Source organism: Mesorhizobium sp. STM 4661 (assembly GCF_000359125.1).
In the GTDB taxonomy this organism is placed as follows: Bacteria; Pseudomonadota; Alphaproteobacteria; order Rhizobiales; family Rhizobiaceae; genus Mesorhizobium.
Genome location: NZ_CAAF010000089.1, coordinates 1 through 1,355 on the forward strand (window position 1 = coordinate 1; position 1,355 = coordinate 1,355).

The window sequence follows — 1,355 nt, forward strand, 5'->3', positions numbered from 1 at the left end:
CTACTGCGCGCTGTTGAGTTTTGCGGCGACGGTTTTCTGGAAGTTGTGGAGGGCGACTTCCCAGTGCGGAGAGAAGCGGCTTGGCAGGTTGAGTTCCTCGCGGATGGGCGCCATGGCCTGGACCTGGGTCCAGGGTCCGTCGTCCTCGTCGAGAACCTGCTTCCAGTAGATGGTGTTTTCATCACGCAGCTTCTTGAATTCCGGTGCGGTGGCCGCATCGCCGATGAAGTAGGTGCGGGAGGTGTAGTGGGTCAAAGTAGGCCCGCGCGGCAACTGCAGAGACACCGAGACGTAGCTTGGCGTGCAGGTCAGGATCGTGGCCGGGAAGATGAACAGGATGACCGCGTGGGCGACGCCGGTCTCCTCCATGACAGGGAAGAAGGGCAGCGCATTGCCGTCAGAGGCCTTGGTGGCGTAGCGCTTCTGGGCTTCGGCAAGCGAGCGCCGCGACGAGAAGCCCGAATAGACTTCGCCGCCGATTTCGGATGTGTAGTCCTTGCTGTGGTCGAAGGCCTTGTGGACGAAGGGCAAGTGGTAGTCTTCGATCCCTCCCTCCAGAACGATCTTCCAGTTGACCGCGAAGTCCCGGCTGCCACGGCCCGTCGCCGGATCCGCTGGCTTGAGGAGGGAGAAGTCGAATGTTCCTTCGACGCGCTCACGAACCGGCTTCAGGAACGTCTCGAGTTCGACAGCCTTGCCGTCGATGTTGGCGAAGATGATGTCGAAATACTGGCCGCTGCGCACCTCGATCAGGGACAGCTCGGCGAGGTCGAAATCCTCCGCGTTGTTCTGGTTGACGCCGGCGATGGCGGGCGTGGCCAGAAGATTGCCTTCCAGGCCGTAGGTCCAGCAATGATAGGAACAGCGGATCGTCCTGACGTTACCCTTGTCCTTGACCAGCTTCATGCCGCGGTGACGGCAGATGTTGTGATAGCATTTGATGCTGCCATCCTTCAGCCGCACCAGGATGAGCTCGTATCCGGCCACGCTGACGGGAACGACGTCACCGGGGTTGGGGATGTCGCTGGCGAACCCGACGCCCACCCAGCCGGCGGCGAAGATATGCTTGCGCTCGGCCTCGTAGAAGGACGGATCATAGTAGGCCCGCCCCGGCAGGCCCTCGGCAAGGTTGGTGCTGCGGTCGAGCCTCTCGATATCGTGGGCCGAGAGCGGATCAACTTCCAAAGTCGACCTGTCATGAGCATTCATCGCCGCAGCCTCCATTCTTGCTAACCGAGCTTGCCCGCAATCCACAGTCCGGCCCGCCATCATCTCCGCCTGCCGATACTGCGCCCCACCCAACAGCCTGACCATTGTAGATTCACAAACCAAACTTCGGTTCCAAACCAGAGCGG

1 protein-coding gene is annotated in these 1,355 nt (G+C 61.2%); it reads right to left on the reverse strand.

Going from position 1 to position 1,355, the window contains the following annotated elements:
• Window positions 1–1,209, reverse strand: coding sequence for an aromatic ring-hydroxylating dioxygenase subunit alpha (locus tag MESS4_RS31050; protein WP_198292826.1), 1,209 nt, complete (start codon window positions 1,207–1,209; stop codon window positions 1–3).
• Between the last annotated feature and the right edge of the window lie 146 nt (window positions 1,210–1,355).